This is a genomic window from Caballeronia sordidicola (assembly GCF_000729995.1).
GTDB classification, from domain to species: domain Bacteria; phylum Pseudomonadota; class Gammaproteobacteria; order Burkholderiales; family Burkholderiaceae; genus Caballeronia; species Caballeronia sordidicola_A.
The window spans coordinates 60142-68757 of sequence record NZ_JNFG01000205.1 but is presented as its reverse complement, the minus strand read 5'-3'; the positions used below and the strand labels follow the sequence as shown (position 1 = coordinate 68757).

Below are 8616 nucleotides of genomic sequence, written 5' to 3'. Positions count from 1 at the left end.
GCAATATGGAAATGCCTGTCCATGCGGTAGTTGACGCGTATTGCCGGCAATGTGCGATCTCGATGAGTTGCGTCGAACTGGCGAAGGCCGCCCTGTTCCTGAGTAATGGCGGCGTCGTACCATCGACCGGGGAGCGCATCCTCGACAGCAGTTCGACCAAGCGTCTGTCGGCGCTGATGTTGACCTGCGGCACTTACGACGCTGCAGGCGACTTCGTCTTTCGCGTCGGCTTGCCAGCTAAGAGTGGCGTCGGCGGCGGCATCGTCGCGGTGCTGCCGGGCGAAATGGCGGTCTGCGTGTGGTCGCCCGGCCTCGACGCGAACGGCAACTCACTTGCCGGCGCGAAGTCACTGGAAACTTTGACCACACTTACCGGGCAGTCCATCTTTTAATACCGCCGTGACGGATAGCCTTCGCGGTTTATCTTCACATAGCGCTGAAGCGAGCAGTGCCGAATATTTTCTCCGGCTGGAGTCGACCCTGAGCTGCCATTCGACTGGTCGCTACAGTAATGTCTGCTGCTGAAGTTCAGCGGACATATGTCCTTGGAGTGAGGAAGATACTCCGCTTGCGTGATTTCCTCCAGGTGGGTCGATACCGCGCGCTCCTGCTGCTCGATGAACGGATCCTCCTCTCCAGTTACCACACCTGAGCGGCCATGGGCGAGCTGTTCGAGCGTCTCACGGGTCCAGTTGGTCATAAGTAGGCCGTCGCTCAGTTCCAGCGCATGAACGATCGCGGTTGGCTCGCCGAGTGTCGATTTGCATCGGAATTAACCCGCTTGCGCGCATCGGTATTCCGTGCCAAAACGCGATAGGCGTCGGACCCCTCCAGCGTGTGTGGCAAACCGTACAGACGCGCGCTCACAATCAGGCGAGTCTCTCCAACCAGCAAGGCGAGCGAGCGTATCTCGGGGCAATGGACACGTAGTCCCGGTTCATGTGACTCGACCACGAAGCCAGAGCACTCAGCACCAGGTACATGGCTGGAGCACTTAGATTGCCTGCGCGGGAAAACGTTTGCGAGAGCGCCGTGGCCCGCTGGGAGCTGGAAAAGAGCATCAATACCGTTGGGCCGCAGAAGACGAACATAGGGGAAGACACCATGGCCGGCTTGCTTTCGCTCCTTTTCAGGCGACGCGCGACGCGCGCCATCCAAGTGCCGCGCCTTGCCCGACAAAACGAGGCCACTGAAGACCAAACCGCCTCGATGCTGCCCGAGGAGTTCCTGAAGATCGAGCTTGCGCAGATCGAGCGTAACCGCCGCGCGCTGAACCTCAGCATGCCAGCGACGGCCACGCAGATTCCCGCGCTCGCGATCTCCGGCGGCGGCATCCGCAGCGCCGTGTTTTCGCTCGGCGTGCTTCAGGCGCTCGCAGACCGGAGTGCACTGGATCATTTCGCCTATATATCCACCGTCTCGGGCGGAAGCTACCTGGGCGCCTTCCATGGCAGTCTCTTCGTGCCCGACGCCTTGCGGGCTGGCGATCAGGACACGCACGCCGATGTCTTCGCCGCACAGGCCCGCACCGTCTCCGGCAGGCTGCGGCCGAAGGCGACCCCGCCCGCGCCAAACTGCGTCACGCCGGTTTCCTATTTGCGCGACAACTGCAACTACCTCGTACCGAACGGCATCGACGACGCCTTGCAGTCCGTTGCATTCTCCATGCGCAACTGGTTCGCACTGCAGTACGTCCTGGGTGTGACCCTGCTGACCATCCTGCTCTGGCTAAACTTGATCGAGACGGTGGGAGCCTACCGGTGCCAGCGCATCTTCACCTATGTCGACATGTGCCACTCCTTGCCCCTCGTGCTCTCGCTGGGTGTCGCCGTGCTGGTCCTTTCGCCGCTCAGCCGAGCCTACTGGCTGACCCAAAACCTCGCACAGGAAACGCGCACGGTCTACAAGCTGCTGCCGTTCGTGTCGCTGGTGATCCTGACCATAGTCGCGCTCGCCGCGTTCCTGTCGAACGAATGGTGGCTTTCCGTCAGCTGGCCCACGCCACAGAGCACGGACTCCCACACGTTTCACCTGATCACGTTTGGCTCGGTCTATGTGATCGCCACCGAAGTGTTCGCCGTCCTCGCGTTCGCGCTAGCTTGGGGGTATGCCGGTCGCACCGCGACAGCAGGAAAGTCGTGGTTCCCCACCTCCACGCTCGGCGCCGCCAAACGATCAGATAGCCGGGCTTTCGTCGACCGGTTGCGCAATGCCCTCACCAACGCCTACACCACGCCGCTTCGCATCGGTAACCTGAGTTTCTTCTCCGGTCCTATCCAAGTGATGCTGTGGGGAATAGCCGTCTGGGTAATCGACCAGCTCGGCAAGGCCGGCTACCAGTACTGCCTCGTGCTGAGCGACAGGCTGTTCAACGGCGCATCAGGGGCCGTGCCCTCGCTGGCGGTGCTCGCCGGATCGGGCGCCGGGATCTGGGGGGTATCGAAGTTCCTGCTCTCGAAGGACTCGACCATCTCGAGCCTGCTCATCAGCACCCCGCGCATCGTTCTCGCCACCGTGACGGCCGGGCTCGCCGCCCTGCTGACGCTGACGTTCTGGTCGATCGCCGCGCAAGCCGTCATTGCCACGCTCGACGCCTATGTCACCGTTGGCGCCTTTGCCCGCTTCATGCCTGACATCTGGCCATTCAACCAGATGCCGCGGGTCGCGATGCACCTGATCATCTGCGTCGTGCTGCTGGTCCTGGCGATTATCGACGGGCTGTGTATCCAGTTCCTCAATCTCTCGACCTATCAGCGGCTCTACAGCACGCGCCTCACGCGCACGTTCCTCGGCGCGACCAATTGCAACCGGCTCGACAACGCGGACCAGCGCGATGTCACCTCGCTCGTCCCTGGCGACAGCGTGGCGATGAATGAGTATTACCACTCACGCAGCTGCGCGCCGGTCCATCTCATCAACTCGACCGTCAACAAGACCGTGGACTGGAATTCCTCGCTGGTGCAGCGCGGCGCGCGCGGCCTGTCTCTTAGCGTGGGACCGGCCGGACTCACGATAGGCGCCAAGATGGGCGTGCTCAAATGCGACTGGCAATATGCCAACGACATCTCCACGCCCGCCACGCACATCCGCTCCGGCACCCCAACCTTCAATATCTGGCTGGAATCGCTCACCGTGGGCGATTGGATCGCCATTTCGGGCGCGGCGGTCAGTACCGGACTCGGTCAGGACACCCGCCCCGGTTACTCGCTGCTGCTGGGCATCGCGAACATTCGGCTCGGCTACTGGTGGGACACCTACTCTGCACCGTTCCGTCGTGGTGCCCTGAACTTCGAGCGCGCGCGGGTGCCGCTTCCGCCGAACCAGAATCCGCATCGCTTCGTATCGGAGAAATTGTTCGGCACGCAGTTTTGCCTGCTCAGCGAACTGATCGGCCGCTTCGACGGCCCGCGTGCTCGAAGGTGGTATCTCACCGATGGCGGCCACTTCGAAAACACCGCCGCCTATGAACTGCTGCGCCGGAACCTCGAATTCATCGTCGTGATCGACAACGGCTGCGACGAGCATTACGGCTTCGGCGACATTGCCAATCTGATGCGGCGTGTGCGTGTGGATTTCGGTATCGAGATGGAGGAGAACTGTGCGTGCTCGTCTGCCTCGTGCGGCGTGCGGCTTAAGGAGAAGCTGATCGCCAGCTCCTTCGACGAATTCAAAAAACGTCCTGAATGCCTCGCCGTGCGCCTTGTCACGCGATTTCCGACCCGGCGTTCGGGCCAGTTGTTGATCATCAAGCCACGCCTGACGGACTGCGCACCGCATGACGTGCGCCAGTTCGTCGCTACGCAAAAAACCTTTCCGCACGAGTCCACAGCAAACCAGTTCTTCGACGACGTACAGTGGGAATCGCACCGGGCGCTCGGTTATTCCCAGGCGGACGCGCTGTTTGCGTGAGTGGCACGTCTTCCATCAACTCCGCCTGCACCGCGAGAATCGTCCGCCGCCGCCTTACGCGAAGCAGACACGCCCACACGCCGCACCGGTTTTAGCGAAAGACGGTTTCTGGAATCCTGACGCGCACGAGAGGCCCTTATAACGCCGTAGAAAACGCTTTCAGCCACATCGGGCTTGCCGTGATCAAGGCGGCTTCTATACGGCTTGTGTTGGCTGCTCGACTCGGTCAGTTGTTTAGTTGTCTCGCCAATGCGCCCGACAAACGTTAAGTGACTGCTCCAGTACAGCGCGATGACGACCAGGATGATTGACGGCGAGTTTCATCAAAAAAACACTGACTGTCCCTGCGACCCATAGGCACCAACTTTAAGAACGACTAGTGCGGCGATGCTGAAAAGAAAAGGGCCGACCAAAGTCGACAGCACATTCCGGGCAACGCTGTCCTGAATCAGCAAAATAGTGGCGTGGGAGTAACGGTATTTGTCGCGGATCCATAGGCCGAGGTCATGATGCTCAGGGAGAAAGTTGTCACTGTCAGCATGCTCGACGACATGATTGAGAGGATGCGGTCAACGGCATTCGCGCTGATGCCTCCGGAAAACCGCCACGGAATGTAGCGTTCGGCGGCAGCGGCCGTCACGGCCGCTAATACACGCAGCGCACCGATAAGCGTTGCCCTCACCCGCTGCGAAAACCCGGGTGTCCGGTACTGAATGCGGAAAAGACGCTTGTACGTCGCGAGTCGAGCGAACGTCAACGACGGCTAATGGCCGACTACAACCCGATGCAGTTGGTCGAGAACGACCCCGCAACGCCCCTTCAACTTGATCGACAGCGGACACTCATTAGATGGCCGCACACGCACGTTCGGCTGCACTGACGGTTTGGGCGATAAGCGTTGAAATTGTCATCGGCCCTACCCCTCCCGGAACCGGCGTCACCGCCTCGCATCTGCCCATCAGACCATCGGGATGGATGTCGCCTATGCCTCCGGGATGGTAGCCGGCATCGATAACAATTGCTCCGGCGCTGACGCATTCGCCACGAATGAAGTTTGGCTTTCCTACTGCGCCAACAATGATATCGGCACGCCGAATTTCCGCTTCAAGATTTGATGTCTTCGAATGGCATAGCGTGACCGTCGCGTTCGCATTCGACAACATGAACGCCATCGGTTTCCCAAGAATGCGACTGCGACCTACGACCACGGCCCGCTCAAACGCCTTACTGCAACAGAACCGAAGTCCATGCTTGCTTATCCCGCTTTCAGATGTCAAGCCGCGTGCAAGGCCGGAGCTTCAGGAATCGCACGAATCAACTCGCGCGTGTAATCGCTGGTCGGGTGATGAAACACCTCCGTCGTGCCGCCGTAATCCACTTGCCGCCCGGCATGCAGAACCGACACCGTATGTGCAAGCTTGCGGACCGTATCCAGATCGTGCGTGATGAACAGATAGGTCAGTCCCAACTCCTGCTGCAATTGAAACAGGAGACTCAGGATCTGCGCCTGTACGGTCACGTCGAGGGCCGATGTGGCCTCATCGAGAACCAGGACGGCCGGACTCAGTATCAGGGCGCGGGCAATCGCGACCCGTTGACGCTGACCTCCGGACAAGGCCCGAGGTTTGCGTTGCAGCACTGAAAGCGGCAGCGCGACCCGCTCGGTCACGGCTTCCACCTGGCGTTGCCGTTCCGCCTTTGGCAGTCGATCGAAGTTGAGCAAAGGTTCTTCGATTAGTTGAAACACCGTCTGGCTCGGGTCAAGCGAGGTGAACGGATTCTGATACACCAGCTGGATCTTTCGGCGAAATTGCCGCAATGACTCACCACGCAGCGCGCTGACATCGACACCCTCCACCAAAATCGTTCCGGCGTCAGGCTTCTGGAAACCCAACAGCATCCGCGCCAGTGTCGTTTTTCCGGACCCCGACTCCCCCACGAGTGCATGCGTGGAAGCGCGCGCAACCGAGAAAGAAACGTTATCGACGGCCCGCAATGGTGCACTCCCCTTGCCGATCGAGAACACCTTGCTCAAACCCGTGATCTCGATAGCCGGCACGCCCCTGGACGCGCCTTGATTGGAAATATTGGAAATGGCCGGCGTTGCAGGAAGGAATGACGTCCGGCTGTCCTCGAAAAGCTTACGGGTATAGGGGTGCTTGGGCGATTGGATGAAGGTTTTCGTGTCGCCTTGCTCGACAATTTCGCCTTGCCGGAAGACCACGATCCTGTCGGATCGCGCGGCCGCCACCGACAGATCATGCGTCACGAACAACACGGCGGTTCCGGTAGCAACACGCAGTTGATCCACCAGGTCAAGAATGCGTTTTTGCACGGTCACGTCAAGCGCGCTGGTCGGCTCGTCGGCAATGATCAGTTCGGGCTGGAGCGCCACGGCAATCGCAATCAAGACACGTTGCTTCATGCCACCCGACAATTCGTGCGGATATTGTCTGGCCCTGCGCTCCGGGTGATTCAGCCCGACCCGGGTCAATAAGGCCAGGACCTGCGCATTGCGCTCCTTTCTCGACAAACGCCCATGCAATTGCAGGATTTCTCCGACCTGCTCGCCGATGGTTTGCACCGGATTGAGCGAACTGCCCGGATCCTGAGGAATCAGGCTGACGTGTTTTCCGCGAAGACCATCCAGGCGCTTTTGTGACCACTGCGTAATATCGACACCATTGATGATGATCCTGCCCGTTTCACGTTCCCCGTTTTCCGCTAACAGCCCGATGATGGCTTGCGCCGTGGTCGTCTTGCCGGACCCCGACTCCCCCACCAATGCGACCACTTCGCCCCGGTTCACCGTCAGTGAAACGTCGTGTACCACGCGCTTTTTCGAGTTGCCGTCGCGATAGGCAATGCTGAGGTTTTCAAGCGCGAGGACCGGTATGGATAAAGCGCTCATCGGCGGTCTCCCGAAAATGCATGACTGATTCGATTCGCGGCAAGCACCACGGCAATGACGGTGACGCCCGGAAAAATGGTCAGCCACCAGGCCGTCGAGATGTAGTTACGCCCTTCCGCGATCATCAGCCCCCACTCTGGCGTAGGCGGGGGTGCACCGTATCCCAGGAAGCTCAACGTCGAAATTGCAAGAATGGCATTGCCGAACTGGATGGCGGAAAAGGCGAGCACGGGCGTCAATGAGTTGGGCAGGATGTGCCGCCATAGAACCGACAGAAAGGTCCCACCACTTCCGTAGGCGGCTTCTACATAGTCGCTATAGCGGACCCTTGCCACTTCAGATCGGGAAAGACGCGCGAAGTTGGCGACCGACGTGATGCCTACCGCGACGGCCGCATGGATCGTGCCGAAACCGAGCAGGATAATGATGCTCAATGCCAGAAGCAGGCCGGGGATCGACAACAGGACATCCACGATACGCATGACGATGCCGTCGGCGCGTCCGCCCAACGCCCCTGCAACCAGCCCTAGTGACGTCCCCACGACCAGACCGAGGGCAACGGCCACAAAGGCGCTGCTGAGCGAATACGAAGCCCCCCAGACGATGCGCGCGTAGACGTCACGTCCGAGTTGATCCGTTCCCAGCCAATGTCCCGCTTGAGGTGATAAGCGCTGCGCTCCGGCGATGCCTTCAGTACCGCTATATTGTGTAAACGCACTGGGAAACAGCGCCCAGAGAATCACCGCCGCCATCACCAGGCAGGCCAGTATCAACCCTGGCGACCACGTGTTCGAGCCAAAGAAGCGCTTGGCGGGCGATGAAGGCTCACGAGAAATGTCGAGATCGACGATGCTCATGGGACAGCCCTCTGAACGGCCTTTAATCGCGGATCCAAAGCCAGGGAAATCAGGTCGACGAAGAGATTGATGAAAACAAACGCGGTTGCGGACAAAATGACGATGGACTGCAATACCGCCACATCCTGATTATTGACGGCCTGTTGCGTCAGCGCGCCAAGACCACTCAAACCGAAGACGGTTTCGGTGATCAACGCGCCGGCGAGTACTTCGCCGAACAGCAGACCAGCGATCGTCAGCGTAGGCAGTGCGGCGTTTCGCGCCACGTGATGGAAGAGCACACGACGGTAGCTCGCTCCTTTCGAGCGTGCGACGGCGACGAACGGTTGCAGTGCCACCTGATCCAGGCTGCGTATTAAAATTTGCGCAAGCGGCGCTGAGATGGGCACGGATAGTGTGATGACGGGCAGGATCATGCCAACCCATTTACCAGGATCGATCACGGGGATCCATCCCAACCGGAAAGAAAATATCTGGATCAAGGCGATGCCCAGCCAGAAGGTCGGGATCGAGACAAACAGTGACGGCAGCGTCTGCAGTGCGTTGCGTAGCCAACGCAGGCCGACCAGGTTTGATGCGAAAGCGATGAGCACTGCCCATATCACGGCAAGTAAAAATCCCGGCAACGCCAGACGCAGTGTCGCGGGAAGGTTTTCCGCCAGTAACTCACTGACGGGCACGCCTGCTTGTACCGAATAACCGAAATCGCCCCGCAGTATCGCGCCCAATGTATGGACGTACTGCTCCCACAAGGGTGTTGCCGCGCCATACGCTTCACGCATCGCCTGGATTTGCTGAGGGCTCAACCCCAGGTCCGGGTTCTGAAACTTGATAAGAATTGCGTCGCCCGGAAGGACCTGCAGCAATACGAACGAAACCGTGAATGCCGCCCATAGCACCAGCAATGCCTGACCGAGTCGGTGGGTAAAATAGCGCATC

8 protein-coding genes are annotated in these 8616 nt (G+C 59.7%); 2 read left to right on the top strand and 6 right to left on the bottom strand.

Translation table 11 applies throughout. The features are described from left to right. On the top strand, positions 1–392 hold a 392-nt coding region (locus FH08_RS0143230), incomplete at its 5' end, for a glutaminase (RefSeq protein ID WP_031364330.1). Here the strand turns inward: FH08_RS0143230 and FH08_RS0143225 are convergent. After that, positions 389–700, bottom strand: a complete 312-nt coding sequence (locus tag FH08_RS0143225; protein ID WP_031364329.1) for a hypothetical protein — start codon at positions 698–700, stop codon at positions 389–391. The genes FH08_RS0143230 and FH08_RS0143225 overlap by 4 nt on opposite strands. 332 nt (positions 701–1032) lie before the next feature. On the opposite strand from FH08_RS0143225, the gene FH08_RS0143220 reads away from it, so the two are divergent. Beyond that, a complete protein-coding gene (locus FH08_RS0143220; protein WP_235210687.1) occupies positions 1033–3909 on the top strand; it encodes a patatin-like phospholipase family protein in 2877 nt (958 codons plus the stop codon). 448 nt (positions 3910–4357) lie between these two features. Here the strand turns inward: FH08_RS0143220 and FH08_RS54560 are convergent, their stop codons facing one another. The 5 genes from FH08_RS54560 to FH08_RS0143195 all read right to left on the bottom strand — a co-directional run bounded on the left by FH08_RS54560 (position 4358) and on the right by FH08_RS0143195 (position 8615). Then, complete coding sequence (locus tag FH08_RS54560) at positions 4358–4591, bottom strand: DUF2254 family protein (RefSeq protein WP_419178055.1); 234 nt, start codon at positions 4589–4591, stop codon at positions 4358–4360. A 163-nt stretch (positions 4592–4754) separates the two neighbouring features. After that, entirely contained in the window at positions 4755–5117 is a 363-nt protein-coding gene (locus FH08_RS0143210; protein WP_326929011.1) for a hypothetical protein, read from the bottom strand. 65 nt (positions 5118–5182) lie between these two features. Then, complete coding sequence (locus FH08_RS0143205; protein WP_031364326.1) at positions 5183–6820, bottom strand: dipeptide ABC transporter ATP-binding protein; 1638 nt, start codon at positions 6818–6820, stop codon at positions 5183–5185. Beyond that, positions 6817–7677, bottom strand: a complete 861-nt coding sequence (locus FH08_RS0143200) for an ABC transporter permease (protein ID WP_031364325.1) — start codon at positions 7675–7677, stop codon at positions 6817–6819. Before FH08_RS0143200 ends, FH08_RS0143205 begins: the two co-directional genes overlap by 4 nt. Next, positions 7674–8615: an ABC transporter permease gene (locus FH08_RS0143195; RefSeq protein ID WP_031364324.1), complete on the bottom strand. Its 942-nt coding sequence runs from the start codon at positions 8613–8615 to the stop codon at positions 7674–7676. The genes FH08_RS0143200 and FH08_RS0143195 overlap by 4 nt, the downstream gene beginning before the upstream one ends. Position 8616: the final 1 nt, after the last annotated feature.